Genomic DNA, 16,467 nt, shown 5'->3' on the forward strand with positions numbered 1-16,467 from the left:
CTTCCAAAAGTTACAACTCACATACGTTACCAATACAATTCAGCCTGAATTTAAACTTTAGAAGCCTGAGGATGTTTGTTAAAGAATAGCAGTGGTGATCCTCAGGCTTTTCCATTTCCTTGATTTAACAAATCTGAGATTCAATTACCTCAACCGCCCCCCTACACCAAAGCCGCAAAATCCCCCTGTTGCCGCTCCACCAGCGTGAGGATACTGTAAAGCGCCACAGGTTGTTGCTCCTGATTCAACACCTGCACATCCCACACCACAACACCGTGTGGTTTATCTTCTGGACTCTTCTGGGCTTTTTTAATCTTCTTCTTGCAAGTCAGGCGTACCTGAATGGTATCGCCAATCTTGACTGGCTCAATGAAACGCAGGTTTTCCATACCGTAGTTAGCAAGCACAGGCCCAACCGCGCCATCAACGAACAAACCCGCCGCAGCTGATACGACAAAATAACCGTGTGCTACACGCTCGCCGAACAAAGATTCTGCCGCACCAATTTTATCCATGTGGGCATAAAAATGGTCCCCACTCAGGCAGCCAAAATTAACGATATCCGCCTCGGTGACAGTACGGCGAGCGGTCAGCAGACTTTCACCGATCACAAGCTGTTCGAAGTATTTGCGGAATGGATGTATCGGATCTTCCTTCACTTTTGCACCGCGAACCCACTCACGGCCAATCGCTGCCAGCATACTGGGGCTACCTTGAATCGCAGTGCGCTGCATATAGTGTTTCACGGCACGCAACCCACCTAATTCTTCACCACCGCCCGCACGCCCTGGTCCGCCATGTACCAACATGGGCAGTGGCGAACCATGTCCTGTGGATTCCTCAGATGCCGCTTCATCCAGCACCAACATACGCCCATGAGCACAGGCCGTCGCGCGGATCACCTGTACAGCAACCTGCTCATCCGCCGTAACCAATGACCCCACCAAACTGCCCTGTCCCATCATCGCCAATGCGATCGCCTGTTCGGTATCCTTATATGGCATTAACGTGGAAACTGGCCCGAAGGCTTCCGTACCGTGTACCACCTGATTTGTCATGGGATCAGCGCAATAGAACAGAGTCGGCGGATAGAATGCGCCATTACTGTTGCTGTTGCCTGTCAGTACCAATTTATCCAGTGAACCACCACACAAGAGTTCACAACCGCTATTGTGCAATTCGTTGACCTTCGCCTGTACCTCATCACGCTGTTCCAGACTAATCAACGCCCCCATGCTTACTTCCGGCAAGGCGGGATCGCCTACCGTCACACCGGACAACCGTTTGAGCAACGCCTGTTTGACCGCCTCCATTTGGCTGGCGGGCACAATAATACGCCGGATAGCCGTACATTTCTGGCCTGACTTGACGGTCATTTCACGGACAACTTCCTTGACGAATACACCAAATTCCGGCATTTCAGGCATAACGTCCTCGCCTAAAATGCAGCAGTTAAGAGAATCCGCTTCCATCGTAAAGGGAATGGATTTTTCTGCCAGCCGCGGATGAGCACGCAACTTCTGTCCCGTTTGTGCCGACCCCGTAAAAGTCACGGCATCCTGATAATCGAGATGATCAAACAGATCGCCAATACCACCGCAGATCAATTGCAATGCCCCCTCCGGCACCAGACCGCTGTCGATGATCATTTTCACCATCGCCTGTGCCAATTGGGCAGATGCCGTAGCGGGTTTAATCATCGCTGGCATACCCGCCATCCACGTTGGCGCTAGTTTTTCCAGCATTCCCCAGCAAGGAAAGTTGAAGGCGTTGATATGCAGTGCAACACCGGGGCGGGAAGTCAGCACATGGCGAGCCATAAACTGAGATTGTTTAGACAGCGGGATCATCTCATCTTCCGGCCACAGAGTATCGTCCGGCAACTCACGCCCCGCCAACCCTGCATAAGAGAAAAGCGTCGCAACGCCCCCTTCAATATCCACCCAGCCATCCGAACGGGTCGCACCAGTCTCCACGGAAATGGCATACAGTGCTTCTTTATTGGCGAGCAGATGCTTTGCAACCGCTTTCATCATCTGCGCACGTTGCTGGAACGTCATTGCTGCCAGCGCCTTCCCACCTTTTTCACGGGCATACACTAAACTCTCTGCCAATGGCAATCCCTCTGAAGATACCTGATACAAGGCTTCGCCGCTTACTGCATGATGAATGGTTCTGGTGTTGCCCTGCCCATAAATCCAAGCCCCACAAATGTAACTCGTTAACTGTTGCATTCTTTTCTCCACCAATCTCATTAATGAATCATTCATTAAGTAACAGCATTCTATTTATGTATCATATATTTCATTAACAAGACCACTAATGGAATTAACAAAATCAAAACATTTGCACCCGATCACTTGTCAATATTCTTGCCTTCATCCAACAATAAAAATTAATACTTTGTTTTAAAAGGAATAAAAATTCATATTGTGATGTGTACGACAAATATACAGATGAAACATTTGATATTTTTGTTAACAGTTTATAGATTTAGGGTTAACTAAAGTGATTCATTTTTATATGAAATTATAAAAAATAAGAATCATAATGGAGACCAAAATGACAACTGACCCACTTCAGACCCACTTTGACGCCAAGATCGCTGCAGATCTGTCCATCGAGGCCAAAGACTGGATGCCTGAAGCCTATCGCCAGAATCTGATACGCCAGATCGGTCAACACGCACACTCGGAAGTGGTCGGCATGTTACCGGAAGCCAACTGGATCACCCGCGCCCCGACGCTACGCCGCAAAGCGGTACTGCTGGCTAAAGTACAAGATGAGGCAGGACACGGGCTTTATCTCTATAGCGCCGCAGAAACACTAGGTTGTACCCGTCAGGATATCTACCAAAAGTTATTAAATGGCAAGATGAAATACTCCTCTATCTTTAACTATCCCACACTCAATTGGGCAGATGTTGGGGTGATTGGCTGGCTGGTGGACGGTGCAGCAATTATCAATCAAGTTGCCTTGTGCCGCGCCTCTTACGGCCCCTATGCCCGTGCGATGGTAAAAATCTGCAAGGAGGAGAGTTTCCACCAGCGGCAAGGTTATGAGGCGGTCATGGCTCTGGCGAATGGCAGCGAAGCCCAACGTGCAATGTTACAAGACGCCATCAACCGTTTCTGGTGGCCGACGCTGATGATGTTTGGCCCCAATGACAATGATTCTCCCAACAGCGCCCAAAGTATGGCGTGGAAAATCAAGCGATTCAGCAATGATGAACTACGGCAAAAATTCATCGACAACACCGTTCCCCAGTTGGAAGCACTGGGCATGGCAGCGCCCGATCCTGATCTGGCTTGGGATGAAACAGCAGGGCATTACCGTTTTGGCGAAATCAACTGGGATGAATTCTATCAAGTACTGAAAGGACAGGGCATATGCAATCACGAGCGTCTGGAAGCCAAACGTCGAGCCTGGGAAAACGGAAACTGGGTACGTGAGGCAGCGTCTGTTCATGCCAAGAAAATAGCCGCCAAAAAACGTACCACTTAATCCGTTGCGTTATCTGAACAGAATCGGAACAGGAGAGTGACTCTAATGAACGATACCGATTGGCCACTGTATGAAGTCTTTGTCCGCAGTAAACAGGGTCTGGCTCACCGTCATGTCGGCAGCCTCCATGCGGCAGATGATCAAATGGCACTGGAAAACGCGCGCGATGCCTACACGCGTCGCAATGAAGGTTGCTCCATCTGGGTCGTGAAATCCATCTATCTGGTCGCCTCACAGCCGGAAGATCGCGGCACTTTTTTCGAGCCATCGGAGGATAAGATTTACCGCCATCCGACTTTCTACACCATCCCTGATGGCATCAAGAACATGTAGGGAACGGAAATATGAATACACATAGCATTTATACACATAGCATTTCATCACCCAGACATGACCTGTTTAATTACGTGCTGCGTCAGGGAGACACTCCGCTGATTCTGGCACAGCGCCTGTGCGAATGGTGCGGGCATGCACCAGAACTGGAAATTGATCTTGCCCTATCCAATATCGGTCTCGATCTGCTGGGGCAAGCGCGCCATTTCCTCAGCTATGCAGCTACCCTTTCAGGAACGGGGCTGAATGAAGATCATTTGGCGTTTAGTCGTGATGAGCGGGAATACCTCAATCTGCTGCTGGCGGAACAACCCAACGGCGATTTTAACGACACGTTGGTACGCCAGTTTTTTATCGATGCCTATCACGTTCTGCTGCATCAAGCGCTGGGACAGAGCCGCGATCCCCAATTGGCAGCCATCAGTACCAAATCTTTGAAGGAAGTGGAATATCACCTGCGATTCAGTCGGGGCTGGATGATCCGCTTAGGCGATGGCACAAAACAGAGTCACCAGAAAATCCAGCAATCGATCAATCAACTGTGGCGCTTTACGGGAGAACTGTTTCATTGCGACGAAATAGAGCAACGACTGGCCGAAGACGGCATTGCCGTTGATCCCCGAACCCTGCATGAACCGTGGCTGAAAATCGTCAACGAAACGTTCACAGAAGCCACATTGGAAATACCGCTGGAGTCACCTTACCGACAAGGCGGCAAACAAGGGCTGCATACTGAACATCTGGGATACATACTGGCAGAAATGCAATACCTACAACGCAGTTACCCCAACTGCAACTGGTAACAAATACGGATAGCAATGGGAGGAAATGATGGTACAGCAATGCAACACATTCTTTCGTGCTGGCTTTCGTGCGGGAATACAGCCACCGGAAATCCATCAGATCTGGCAATGTCTGCACCAGATTGCTGATCCAGAACTGCCCGCACTCTCCATTACCGATCTCGGCATGATACGGGCTGTCACGCCCTTGCAAAACGGCTGGCGGGTAACATTTACCCCAACCTATTCCGGCTGCCCCGCGACGGAATATCTGATCAACGCTATTCAGGAAACATTGGCACAAGCAGGCTTTACGCCGGTGTACATCGAAATCAGTCTGACTCCTGCGTGGACAACCGACTGGATGAATGCCGATGCCAAACAACGCCTGAGAGAATCCGGCATAGCCCCACCTCAGGGGTTGGCTTGTGAAAAAACAGCAGATGTGGAACCCATCACCTGCCCGTGCTGCGGCAGCCATGAAACAGAAAAAATCAGCGAATTCGGCTCTACCGCCTGCAAAGCCCTTTATCGCTGCCAACAGTGTCTGGAACCATTTGACTATTTCAAATGTATTTAATGAGGCAAATGTATTTAATAGGGAGTAGAAGGAAGATGGCTACTTTTCATCGAACACGATCCCATAGCTTTCACCGCTTAAGTATCGCCGCCATTGAACGGGAAACACCTGATGCCGTGACCGTCACTCTGCATGTCCCCGATGCGCTGAAAAACCGTTTCTGCTATCAACCCGGTCAACACCTGACACTCAAGGCACAGGTAAATGGTGAAGAGCTGCGCCGCTGCTACTCCATCTGTAGCTCACCGCTAGATAACGCATTACAAATTGGCGTCAAGGCCATTGATCAAGGTCGTTTCTCGACTTTCATCAATCAGCAATTGAAAGTTGGGGATGAGCTGGAGGTGATGCTGCCACAGGGCAGTTTTGGCCATCGCCCCGATGCGGACCAACAAGGGCATTATCTGGCTATCGCCGCCGGTTCGGGTATCACACCCATTCTATCGATCATCAAAAATACACTGGCACTGGAGCCGGATAGCACTTTCACCTTGATTTATGGCAATCGCACCAGCCGTTCCGTCATGTTCAAAGAAGTGTTGGCTGATATCAAAAATCGCTACCTAAGCCGTTTTCAAGTGCTGTACCTGTTCAGTCAGGAAGCCACTGATAGCCCATTGTTTAACGGACGCATCGATACCGAACACCTGCACCGCATCGGCAAAACTCTGCTCAATTTTGCCCAGTTTGACCATGCTTTTCTCTGTGGGCCAGAAGCCATGCTGGACGATGCCCATTCTGCACTGGAGCAGGCAGGAATACCCGCCAAATGCATCCACAGTGAACGCTTCAATACCGGGCGAGCCCAAAAAGCCGCGATGAGTTCGCGTCCTGCCAATCTCGCCGAACGCAGCGAAACCCGCGTCGAAATTCATCTGGACGGTCGCACCCTCAACATTACCATGAACACCGAAGATGACAGCATTCTCGATGCAGCACTGCGTCAAGGCGCAGACTTGCCCTACGCCTGCAAAGGGGGCGTATGTGCTACCTGTAAATGCCAGCTTAAATCCGGTGAAGTGGACATGGATGTGAACTACAGCCTCGAACCGGATCAATTGGCTGCCGGTTATATCTTAAGTTGCCAGTCATGGCCGAAAGGCGATGGCGTGGTTGTGGATTTTGATGTTTAGACGCATCCATGAATAAAAAACCAGGAATGAGGAACGACCATGAGTCAGGAATGGGTTTTATGCCACCAACAGCAGAGAGTACGCACACTGACCCTCAATCGCCCAGAAGTGCGTAATGCCCTCAGCAATGGCTGCCTTGAGCAGCTCGTACAGCAATTGGAGCAAGCGGATGTGGATAGCGGAACAGGAGTCATGGTTATTACAGGTTCATCGCGCTGTTTCGCGGCAGGGGCTGACCTAAAAGAACTGCAACAACAGACCGTGGCCACAGCCATGACTGACCGCCGGCCGCAACTGTGGCAACGCTTAAACAACATTAGCAAGCCCTTGATTGCAGCCGTGAATGGCTATGCACTTGGCGCTGGCTGCGAACTGGCTCTGGCCTGTGATTTGGTGATTTGTGGAGAAAACGCCCGTTTTGGTCTGCCAGAAATCACCTTAGGGCTGATACCAGGGGCGGGGGGAACACAGCGACTCATCCGCAGTGTCGGAAAAGCGCTGGCTTACCAGATGATCCTGACCGGCGAGGCGATTAGCGCCCACCGCGCACAAGAGGCAGGGTTGGTCAGCGAAATTTGCATTGATGCCCTGACATTAGAACGTGCAGAACAAATCGCACAACGCATCAGTGAATTCTCGCCTCTGGCACTACGGGCAGCCAAAGCGGCACTTAAGACCGCACAGGAAACTAGCCTGTCACAAGGGCTGCTCGCCGAACGCCAGCAGTTTGTCGCTCTGGCGGGTACAGCCGATCGTCAGGAAGGCATTACCGCCTTTCTGGAAAAACGTAAACCAACATTTAAAGGATTCTGATAGATGGAAAACATGTCAATGATACTCACTGATATTAAAGCTGGTGTCCTTAGCATTACGCTCAACCGTCCAGAATGCCTCAATAGCATTAACGAGGAGCTACACCAACAATTAAGTAAGGCGATGGATATTGCTGAACAGGATGAATCTGTGCGCTGTGTTCTGCTCACAGGTGCCGGACGCGGCTTCTGTGCCGGGCAAGATTTAAATGATCGAAATACTATTATTTCTGAGGGGAATGTGCCCGATCTCGGTCAATCCGTTGAACGTTACTACAATCCGCTGATCCGGCGCATGACTTCCTTGCCTAAACCCATCATCTGCGCCGTCAACGGTATTGCAGCAGGCGCTGGCGTCTCCCTTGCACTGGCCTGCGACATGGTAATCGCTTCTCGTACAGCCATCTTTATTCAAGCCTTCTGTCGCATTGGTCTGACGTCAGACTCTGGCGGTAGTTGGTTCCTGCCCCATAAGATTGGGCAGGCCCGTGCAATGGGCATGGCCTTATTGGGCGATAAAATCAGCGCTGAACAAGCACTGGCATGGGGAATGATCTGGCAAGTCGTCAAACCCGAAGAATTAGAAGATACAACACGGAAACTCGCTCAACGTCTGGCAACCCAACCCACGGTAGCCCTTGGCTGCATTAAGCAATCCACTTATGCCGCCGCAGCCAATACCTTGGATCAACAGCTTGATCTCGAACGTGATTTACAACGCAAGTGCGGACACAGTGAAGACTTCCGTGAAGGTATCAATGCGTTCGTTGAAAAACGCCAGCCAATGTTCAAGGGGAAATAATCATGACCACGCCTCTACTCCACGGCCCCATAGCCGTCATTGGGGCGGGAACAATGGGTATCGGCATTGCTCAAGTCGCAGCTCAGGCAGGACATTCCGTCCTGCTGTTTGATATGAACGGCGAAGCTGCACGTCATGCGCTGGATGGTCTTCATACCCGTCTGCATCAGCGCGTGGAGGTTGGCAAAGCAGAGGCTGGCGCAACGCAAGACCTATTGCAGCGCATCACTCAGGTTGATTCGTTACAAGCACTGGCGCCGTGTGCGCTGGTGATTGAAGCGATCATCGAACAATTGGAAGCCAAACAAAACCTATTCCGCCAACTAGAATCCATTTGTTCAGCCCAAACCCTGTTTACCAGCAACACCTCATCATTATCAATTACTGCCATTGCCCGTGTTCTGTCTGCGCCACAACGCATGGCGGGTCTGCATTTTTTCAATCCCGCACCGTTGATGAAACTGGTGGAAATCATACAGGGTCTGGAAACCTCATCCCAAACCGTAGCCGCCCTGAAAATTCTCGTTACCGATTGGAAAAAGCAGCCCGTGATTTGCCGTTCTACACCGGGGTTTATCGTCAATCGCATCGCCCGTCCGTTCTATACTGAAGCCCTGCGCGCATTGGAAGAACAGGTCGCATCCCCTGCCACACTGGATGCCGTCATCAAAGAATCTGGCGGATTCGCGATGGGGCCATTACAGCTGATGGATTTGATCGGCCATGACATCAACTACGCCGTAACCGAATCCCTGTTCCACGCCTTTCACGGCGATCCCCGCTTCCAACCTTCTCTGCGGCAGAAAGAACTGGTGGATGCTGATCATCTTGGGCGCAAACGCGGACGCGGTTTCTATTTTTATGACATGAAAGGAAACAACAGAAAAAAAGAGACTCAACCGCAGCCGAAAATAGCACCTAAACAGCCCATAGAACAAAAACAGCCTGCGCGGATCAAGGTAACGGGAAATTGGGCTGCCTTACCGCATTTTGCCGCCTTCCTACAGCAACCTAAACTACAGCAATATGGAATCATCTTCGAAGAAAGTAAAAATGACCGATTCCATTCTCCCACCTTGCAGGTTGATGGCACTATCTTGACGCTGACCAAAGGGAGAACCTGTGCTCAAATTGCTGACGAAGTCAGGATACCCGTGATGCAGTTTGATCTTTCCGCCAATCACCAATCGGCTTCCATTATCACCCTCAGTACTGCCTGTCAGAATACGCCCCAACAATCGGCAAAGGTGATCGGCTTCCTGCAATCTCTCGGCAAGCAAGTGATTATCCTGCCAGATTATCCCGCCCTGCTGACGATGCGTACCGTCGCCATGCTGTGCAACGAAGCGCTGGATGCGATCAACAAAGGCATCGCCAGCGCCGAAGATATCGATCTGGCAATGTGCAATGGCGTGAATTACCCCATCGGCCCACTGGCATGGGGTGAGCAACTGGGCTGGAAACATATTCTCAGTACGCTGGAAAACTTGCAGAAATTCTATGGCGAACCCCGTTACCGCCCAGCGCCCCTGCTGCGCCAACTGGCGGCAGGTCATGCCAGATTGCAACTCCCCCAACAGTACGAAAGCGATGATCACGGAAAGCATAATCACGAAAACCATAATAAGGGGAGCACTCATGCACGATAAAATCTCCAGCCAACTGGCTCGCCGCTGCATTGAAACCCTATACGCCAAAGACGCCTGCGCCCGAAGCATGGGAATGCACATCGAGCATATTGACGTGGGGATCGCCCAACTCAGCATGACGATTGTGCCCAACATGCTCAACGGTCATCAAAACTGTCACGGTGGCATTCTGTTCAGTCTGGCTGATACCGCCTTCGCTTACGCCTGCAACAGCGAAGGACTGGCGGCGGTGGCATCCAGCGGCAGCATTGACTTCATCCGTCCGGCATTAGTCGGCGCCCGCCTTACCGCCACCGCTTCTGTGCAGCATCAAGGTAAAACCACCGGCCTGTACGACGTCGAAATCATCAATCAGGACGGCAAAATCGTGGCTCTTTTCCGCGGTCACGCCCACCGCCTCGGTCGCTCTATTCTGGAGAGCACTCAGGAAAACAGTCTGGGAGAAAAATCATGACTCACGCGTTTATCTGTGATGGTGTCCGTACTCCCATCGGACGTTATGGCGGCGCGCTATCCAGCCTGCGGGCTGACGATCTGGCAGCCCTGCCGCTACAGGCATTAATGGCCCGTTATCCGGCACTGGATTGGGGGCAAATTGATGATGTGATCCTCGGCTGCGCCAATCAGGCTGGGGAAGATAACCGCAACATCGCACGCATGGCACTGCTGCTGGCGGGGCTGCCAAATTCAGTATCGGGCACGACAGTCAATAGGCTGTGCGGCTCCGGTCTGGATGCCTTGGCCTTCGCCGCCCGCAGCATCAACGCCGGTGACGCCCAGATGATATTGGCGGGTGGCGTTGAATCGATGACCCGCGCCCCTTTCGTTATGGGCAAAGCAGACAACGCATTCAGCCGCCAAACCGAGATCTTTGATACCACCCTCGGCTGGCGTTTTATCAATCCGTTAATGCAGCAACAATTTGGCACTGATTCCATGCCGGAAACGGCAGAAAATGTCGCGACCCAGTTTCAAATTAGCCGTGCCGATCAGGATGCCTTCGCCCTGCGCAGTCAGCAACGCGCCGTCAGTGCACAACAACGCGGCGTACTGGCCGAAGAAATCATCCCCGTCACTCTGCCCTCAACCCACAAAAAAGGCGTCGCAACAATCATCTCGCAGGATGAACACCCTCGGCCGGAAACGACATTCGAACAACTGCAACGGCTCAAAACCCCATTCCGTACCGACGGCACTGTTACCGCCGGCAACGCTTCCGGTCTCAACGATGGTGCAGCGACACTTATCATCGCCTCAGAAACAGCGGCATTACGCCAAGGGCTAACCCCACGGGCGCGTATTGTCGCAACGGCAACGTGTGGAGTCGAACCACGCATCATGGGGATCGGCCCACTGCCTGCCACCCACAAGGTATTGGAACGCACTGGCTTGAACCTAAATCAAATGGATGTCATTGAGCTGAACGAAGCCTTCGCCGCACAGTCATTGGCCGTAATGCGCCAATTGGGGCTGCCGGATGATGCAGAACACGTCAACCCGAATGGTGGTGCGATAGCATTGGGCCATCCGCTGGGCATGAGCGGTGCCCGCCTTGCGCTGACGGCGACCCTTGAACTGGAACGGCGTACGGGTCGCTATGCCTTGTGCACCATGTGTATTGGTGTGGGACAAGGCATCGCTATGATTATTGAACGTATTTCATAACAACCACTGATAGCTGAACTTATACCCGATTCCCTGACTTAACTAACACCTGCACATAACTACAAAAACAACCTGTTACAAACAAATTAACAAAAGGACAGGAAACTATGAGCAACAACGTACGACACCCAGAACAGCACTTAAAACATCACCGAACACAATACCAAAAACAATACCGAAAACAGCACCTGACACAACATCTGGACCCCCTTGAATTTGCCTCACTTGATGAAATTCAAGCCCGGCAAGTTAAACAGATAAAATGGACTCTCAATCACGCCTATCACAACGTTCCCATGTACCGCCGCAAATTTGATGCCGCGGGTGTCCATCCGAGTGATTTCAAACAGCTCGAAGACATCCGCAAATTTCCTTACACAACCAAACAAGATCTGCGGGAACATTACCCTTTTGATACCTTTGCCGTCCCGATGGAACAGATTGTGCGCATCCACGCCTCATCCGGCACAACAGGACGCCCTACCGTGGTGGGTTATACCCGGCGGGATATTGACAATTGGTCAGATCTCATCGCCCGCAGTCTGCGTTTTGCGGGCGTTAGCGCCAAAGACAAAGTTCACGTAGCCTACGGCTACGGCCTGTTCACAGGAGGATTGGGGGCACACTATGGCGCTGAACGGCTGGGCGCGGCAGTGATTCCGATGTCCGGCGGCAACACCGAAAAACAGGCACAACTGATTATGGACTTCAAGCCTGATGTCATCCTGATGACGCCATCCTACTGTCTGACACTGCTGGATGAACTGGAACGCAAAATGGGCGGGGATGCCAGCAACTGCTCCTTCCGTGTCGGTATCTTCGGCGCAGAACCGTGGACAACCGCTCTGCGCACCGAAATTGAAACCCGCATGGGCATCAAAGCGTTGGATATCTACGGCCTATCCGAAGTCATGGGGCCGGGCGTTGCGATGGAGTCACTGGAATATGCCGATGGCTCCACTATTTGGGAAGATCATTTCTATCCAGAAGTGATTAATCCTGACAACCTAAATGACCTGCCAGATGGTGAAAACGGAGAGCTGGTTTTAACCACTCTGACCAGAGAAGCCATGCCCATAATTCGCTACCGCACCCGCGATTTGACACGCTTATTACCCGGCACGGCACGTAACATGCGTCGCATGGACAGGATCACCGGACGCTCTGATGACATGCTGATCATCCGTGGCATCAACGTTTTCCCATCACAGGTAGAAGAACAGATCATCCGCTTTAAAGAACTGTCCCCCCACTACCAGTTGGAAGTAAACCGCAACGGCAACCATGACTGCCTGTCAGTCAAAGTAGAACTGAAAGAGCCTAATCTGCTCAACCATGAACAGTGTTGCAATCTTTGTCACCAGTTGCGCCATCACATTAAATCGATGGTCGGACTCAGTACCGATGTCAGCATCGTTAACTGTGGTGTCATTCCACGCTCAGAAGGCAAGGCAGTACGGGTAATCGACAACCGACCGCATGAATAACCTTTTGCCACCGCAAGTTCAATGATCACATTCAATGATGTGGAACCACGGTGGCGCTTTCCCAATAATATTTTTCCTAAGCGTATCTATACGGTTATCCTAATGTCATGACACACTTTTAATCAGATCACAGAAAAATATGGCACACAAATTCGACGATTTTATCCGACACGCCCTTGATGCCCAGCCTATCAGCGGAACATCGCTGATCATCTCCCTGTATGGAGATGCTCTCAGCCACCGTGGCGGTGAAGTCTGGCTTGGCAGCCTGAGCCTCCTGTTGGAACCGATGGGGTTCAGTGACCGTTTCGTGCGGACATCTGTATTTCGCCTGCAAAAAGAGGGTTGGCTCGCGGTAGAAAAAATTGGCCGGCGCAGTTATTACCGCATCACCGAGCGTGGCATGAATCAATTTCGCCATGCAGAGAGCAAAATCTATCTCAGCGAACCGCCGGAATGGGATGGCAAGTGGGATTTACTGCTGCTGGAAGGCGCCAACAAAGACGAGCGTACCCACCTGAAAAAAGAGTTGGGCTGGCTTGGATTCGGGCAACTCAACAGCACCCTGATGGCTGCGCCAAGCAGTTCCCAAAGTGACATCCCTGCCCTGTTGGGTGAACTCAACGCCAGCGATTCCGTCATCTACTTCCGTGCCGATTATCCTTACCCACGTTCAGAACAGAGCCTGAAAGAGCGCGTATCTGCCAGCTGGTCACTGGAGCAGGTATCACAGCACTATCACGAATTTATCGTCTCTTTCCGCCCCTTGATGGCCTTGCTGCGGGATTGCCATGAAGACGACCTGACACCGGAACGCTGCTTCCAGTTACGTCTGCTGCTGATCCACTTTTACCGCCGTGTGGTACTGCGCGATCCCTTGTTACCTGATGCCCTGCTGCCTGCACAATGGGAAGGACAAATTGCGCGCAACTTATGTTTCAATATCTATCAGCGTATTGACCTTGCCGCGACGCGCTACGTCAGCGAACGCTGCGAAACGACCATTGGTCAATTACCCCAACCTGCTGCGGCGTATTACCGACGTTTTGGTGGCTTGCACAGTGAAATGAGCGTCTGACAATTTTACCGTCTAATCTATCCCAATAGATTTCAAGAGGAACAAATCATGCCAGTCTACCAAATTGATGGTTTAACCCCAGTTATCGATCCAAGCAGCTATGTCCATCCTACCGCCGTTTTGATCGGTGATGTCATTATTGGAAAACAGGTCTATATCGGTCCCAATGCCAGCCTGCGAGGTGACTTTGGGCGCCTGATCGTGATGGATGGCTCGAACATTCAAGATAACTGCGTCATCCATGGTTATCCCCAACAGGACACGGTAGTTGAAGAGAATGGGCATATCGGGCACGGTGCAATCTTGCATGGATGCCAAATTCGACGCAACGTCTTGGTTGGCATGAATTCCGTGATTATGGATGGGGCAGAAATTGGCGAAAATTGCATTGTTGGTGCAATGGCCTTTATCAAGGCGGATGCGACCTTTGCCGCCAATCAACTGATTATCGGTTCTCCCGCCCGTGCCTTGCGAGATCTGACAGAGCAAGAACTGGAATGGAAGCGTGTCAGTACCCGTGAATATCAGGAACTTGTAACACGCTGTAAAGAGACATTAAAAGAAGTCAATCCACTGACAGAAATAGAACCCGACCGCAAGCGCATGGTCTTCAGACAAGATTTCGTACCTAAAAATCAACTGTAATTCACTACTTAATAACAACAAATACCCTATGAAAAACTACTTTGACAGCCCCTTTAAGGGAAAGACATTAGCAGAACAGGTCACCAACCCGAATATTCAGGTTGGTCGTTTCAGCTACTATTCCGGTTACTATCACGGTCATTCATTTGACGAATGCGCCCGTTACTTATCGCCTGATTTAACCAATGTCGACAAACTCATCATCGGCAGCTTTTGCTCCATTGGTACGGGCATCTCCTTTATGATGGCGGGCAACCAAGGGCATCGCCTAGATTGGGTTTCATCATTTCCGTTTTTCTATATGTCGGAAGAACCCGCCTTTGCTGATGCACGAGATGGCTATCAACCTATGGGGGATACCATTGTCGGCAATGACGTCTGGATTGGAGCGGAAGCAATCATTATGCCGGGAGTAAAAATTGGCGACGGTGCCGTCATTGGCACTCGCGCGTTAGTGACCAAAGACGTGGAGCCTTATACCATTATTGGCGGCAATCCGGCGAAAGTGATCCGAAAACGCTTTTCTGATGAGCATATTGCCTTGCTGCTGGAAATGCAGTGGTGGAACTGGCCGTTAGAGCAATTGAAGGTCGCGATGAAACTGATGACCTCATCGGATATTGAAGCACTGTATCGGTGGTGGAAAGATCAAAGCGAGACAAAATAAGCCACCGATACTTTATCGAGTTCAAATCATTGCTTTTACCAAACTGTTTGCAGGTTGCAGGCAGTTTAATTTATTGAACCTAAGAAGGTTTTATCGTGATTTTTTGCCCATGCAATTCACAATCGTCAATAATTTGTATCACACCCTCCTTAGCCCATAAAGCCTGATGATTCATTGCTTCCTTATAAGGAACAACATACTCATTGATATCAATAAAAGGCTTACTGAATATAAATACGGTTTCATTAAGTAATGCTCTGTTATTCCTCATGATGATAAATCTGGACATGATTGGCGATTCCTTTGATTTACTGGAGATCCGTTCTTGAGAAGTCATTATTTTATAATACAAAGGATTTTATGAGTGAATCATAGTATTTTCGAGTGAGATACATCCTATTTTTGATTATTAAACGAATACCGTTTTATATTATGACTTAAGTCATAAATGTTAGCGAAATTCCCGAACACAATAATAAAGTATATTATGTGAAAGTCATTTAATGAAATAAATTACTATTAATCTATTTTCAATTTCTAATATTTTAGTTAAAAACCACATGATGAAATCTACACATCATTTTATTATGCTGCTTTATCCATTAGATAGTTTTTTGCTGTTTTTTCGATCAAGATCGCTCAAAAAGGCTAATCTGTTTTTTGTCTGCCTGATAAGGTAATTGGTTTATTTATCGCCATTATTTATCTGGCCAGGCACCGTAATCTTCCTCCCCTGATTCATTAGCACTACTACATACAAATACATGCAAAAATGAGGAACAGCCATGTCAAAACTCATCTATTATGTCGCCGCCACAATGGATGGCTATATTGCTACTGAAAACCATGAATTAGGTTGGTTATATGATTGTCCACTTGGTGATGATGCCACTCCTTATGATGCGTTTTATCAAGGCATTGGGGCAGCAATTATGGGGGCTGTAACCTATGAGTGGATTATGAAAAACTCCTCAGGCGAGTGGCCGTATCAAAATATTCCTTCCTTTATTCTTTCCTCAAGGTATTTAACTATTTCTGCTGACATTAATGCCGTTGTCACTCAAGGCAACCCCAAGAATATTGCCGCGAAAGCAAAAACCGCAGCCAAAGGCAGAGATGTTTGGGTTATTGGAGGGGGGAAAACCGCCGCCAGTTTTGCCGATGCCAGGGAGCTGCAACAACTGTTTATTACTACCGTTCCGGTATTTTTAGGATCAGGCATTCCTGTCCTACCTGTTAATCAGGCTATTCATGCAACGTCTAATAAACAGCGATTCTTGCGCAGTGGTGCGATTGAGACGGTCATGGATATCAACTAACCATGGATGCA

The 16,467-nt window shown here is 50.0% G+C and carries 17 protein-coding genes; 15 read left to right on the forward strand and 2 right to left on the reverse strand.

Annotation, left to right across the window (positions count from 1 at the left end):
- Nucleotides 1-161: 161 nt before the first annotated feature.
- Nucleotides 162-2,234 carry a phenylacetic acid degradation bifunctional protein PaaZ gene (gene paaZ / locus H8A87_RS03120; RefSeq protein ID WP_198688542.1) on the reverse strand — a complete coding sequence of 691 codons (2,073 nt, stop codon included), beginning with the start codon at nt 2,232-2,234 and terminating at the stop codon, nt 162-164.
- 328 nt (nt 2,235-2,562) lie between these two features.
- Between paaZ and paaA the strand changes: the two genes are divergently transcribed.
- The 14 genes from paaA (at nt 2,563) to catB (ending at nt 15,137) form a co-directional block, all read left to right on the forward strand.
- The gene (gene paaA, locus H8A87_RS03125; protein WP_198688543.1) at nt 2,563-3,504 is read left to right on the forward strand and encodes a 1,2-phenylacetyl-CoA epoxidase subunit PaaA; all 942 of its coding nucleotides are present in this window, start codon (nt 2,563-2,565) and stop codon (nt 3,502-3,504) included.
- A gap of 45 nt (nt 3,505-3,549) precedes the next feature.
- A complete protein-coding gene (gene paaB / locus H8A87_RS03130) occupies nt 3,550-3,837 on the forward strand; it encodes a 1,2-phenylacetyl-CoA epoxidase subunit PaaB (protein ID WP_198688544.1) in 288 nt (95 codons plus the stop codon).
- A gap of 11 nt (nt 3,838-3,848) precedes the next feature.
- A complete protein-coding gene (gene paaC / locus H8A87_RS03135; RefSeq protein WP_198688545.1) occupies nt 3,849-4,640 on the forward strand; it encodes a 1,2-phenylacetyl-CoA epoxidase subunit PaaC in 792 nt (263 codons plus the stop codon).
- Between the two features lie 28 nt (nt 4,641-4,668).
- The gene (paaD, locus tag H8A87_RS03140) at nt 4,669-5,199 is read left to right on the forward strand and encodes a 1,2-phenylacetyl-CoA epoxidase subunit PaaD (protein WP_198688619.1); all 531 of its coding nucleotides are present in this window, start codon (nt 4,669-4,671) and stop codon (nt 5,197-5,199) included.
- A 35-nt stretch (nt 5,200-5,234) separates the two neighbouring features.
- Entirely contained in the window at nt 5,235-6,332 is a 1,098-nt protein-coding gene (paaE, locus tag H8A87_RS03145) for a 1,2-phenylacetyl-CoA epoxidase subunit PaaE (protein ID WP_198688546.1), read from the forward strand.
- A 39-nt stretch (nt 6,333-6,371) separates the two neighbouring features.
- Entirely contained in the window at nt 6,372-7,145 is a 774-nt protein-coding gene (gene paaF, locus H8A87_RS03150; protein WP_198688547.1) for a 2,3-dehydroadipyl-CoA hydratase PaaF, read from the forward strand.
- A 3-nt stretch (nt 7,146-7,148) separates the two neighbouring features.
- A complete protein-coding gene (paaG, locus tag H8A87_RS03155; protein ID WP_198688548.1) occupies nt 7,149-7,946 on the forward strand; it encodes a 2-(1,2-epoxy-1,2-dihydrophenyl)acetyl-CoA isomerase PaaG in 798 nt (265 codons plus the stop codon).
- Between the two features lie 2 nt (nt 7,947-7,948).
- The gene (locus tag H8A87_RS03160) at nt 7,949-9,595 is read left to right on the forward strand and encodes a 3-hydroxyacyl-CoA dehydrogenase (protein ID WP_198688549.1); all 1,647 of its coding nucleotides are present in this window, start codon (nt 7,949-7,951) and stop codon (nt 9,593-9,595) included.
- Complete coding sequence (gene paaI, locus H8A87_RS03165; RefSeq protein WP_198688620.1) at nt 9,585-10,049, forward strand: hydroxyphenylacetyl-CoA thioesterase PaaI; 465 nt, start codon at nt 9,585-9,587, stop codon at nt 10,047-10,049. Before H8A87_RS03160 ends, paaI begins: the two co-directional genes overlap by 11 nt.
- Complete coding sequence (gene pcaF, locus H8A87_RS03170; protein WP_198688550.1) at nt 10,046-11,260, forward strand: 3-oxoadipyl-CoA thiolase; 1,215 nt, start codon at nt 10,046-10,048, stop codon at nt 11,258-11,260. The genes paaI and pcaF overlap by 4 nt, the downstream gene beginning before the upstream one ends.
- Before the next feature lie 107 nt (nt 11,261-11,367).
- Nucleotides 11,368-12,747: a phenylacetate--CoA ligase PaaK gene (gene paaK, locus H8A87_RS03175; RefSeq protein ID WP_232370042.1), complete on the forward strand. Its 1,380-nt coding sequence runs from the start codon at nt 11,368-11,370 to the stop codon at nt 12,745-12,747.
- 139 nt (nt 12,748-12,886) lie between these two features.
- A complete protein-coding gene (gene paaX, locus H8A87_RS03180; protein ID WP_198688551.1) occupies nt 12,887-13,825 on the forward strand; it encodes a phenylacetic acid degradation operon negative regulatory protein PaaX in 939 nt (312 codons plus the stop codon).
- A 48-nt stretch (nt 13,826-13,873) separates the two neighbouring features.
- A complete protein-coding gene (paaY, locus tag H8A87_RS03185; RefSeq protein ID WP_198688552.1) occupies nt 13,874-14,470 on the forward strand; it encodes a phenylacetic acid degradation protein PaaY in 597 nt (198 codons plus the stop codon).
- Between the two features lie 28 nt (nt 14,471-14,498).
- Nucleotides 14,499-15,137: a type B chloramphenicol O-acetyltransferase gene (gene catB, locus H8A87_RS03190; RefSeq protein ID WP_198688553.1), complete on the forward strand. Its 639-nt coding sequence runs from the start codon at nt 14,499-14,501 to the stop codon at nt 15,135-15,137.
- 79 nt (nt 15,138-15,216) lie between these two features.
- Here the strand turns inward: catB and H8A87_RS03195 are convergent, their stop codons facing one another.
- Nucleotides 15,217-15,426: a hypothetical protein gene (locus H8A87_RS03195; RefSeq protein ID WP_198688554.1), complete on the reverse strand. Its 210-nt coding sequence runs from the start codon at nt 15,424-15,426 to the stop codon at nt 15,217-15,219.
- 496 nt (nt 15,427-15,922) lie between these two features.
- Here H8A87_RS03195 and H8A87_RS03200 point away from each other — a divergent pair, with 496 nt between their 5' ends.
- Nucleotides 15,923-16,456 (forward strand): dihydrofolate reductase family protein, encoded by a 534-nt coding sequence (locus H8A87_RS03200; protein WP_198688555.1) that lies wholly within the window; start codon nt 15,923-15,925, stop codon nt 16,454-16,456.
- The last annotated feature ends 11 nt before the right edge of the window (nt 16,457-16,467 follow it).

The sequence above is a fragment of the Xenorhabdus lircayensis genome (assembly GCF_016306625.1).
Classification (GTDB): domain Bacteria; phylum Pseudomonadota; class Gammaproteobacteria; order Enterobacterales; family Enterobacteriaceae; genus Xenorhabdus; species Xenorhabdus lircayensis.